The sequence below is a fragment of the Chromohalobacter sp. HP20-39 genome, from assembly GCF_033052815.1.
Classification (GTDB): domain Bacteria; phylum Pseudomonadota; class Gammaproteobacteria; order Pseudomonadales; family Halomonadaceae; genus Chromohalobacter.
Map to the genome: position 1 here is coordinate 1 of NZ_JAWHTP010000870.1, position 257 is coordinate 257.

General features: G+C 63.8%; 1 protein-coding gene. It reads left to right on the plus strand.

Translation table 11 applies throughout. The annotated features are described in order from the left end of the window. On the plus strand, positions 1–257 hold a 257-nt coding region (locus tag RVY79_RS20450; RefSeq protein ID WP_317466420.1), incomplete at both ends, for a prophage tail fiber N-terminal domain-containing protein.

Genomic DNA, 257 nt, shown 5'->3' on the forward strand with positions numbered 1-257 from the left:
TTCTCAACCCGGTACGCTGAATGATTTTCTCGGTGCCATGACGGAGGATGATGCCCGTCCGGAGGCACTGCGCCGTTTTGAACTGATGGTGGAAGAGGTGGCGCGTAACGCGTCCGCGGTGGCACAGAACACGGCAGCCGCGAAGAAGTCAGCCAGTGATGCCAGCACATCAGCCCGTGAGGCGGCAACCCATGCGGCTGATGCTGCGGACTCAGCACGCGCAGCCAGCACGTCAGCCGGACAGGCCGCGTCGTCGG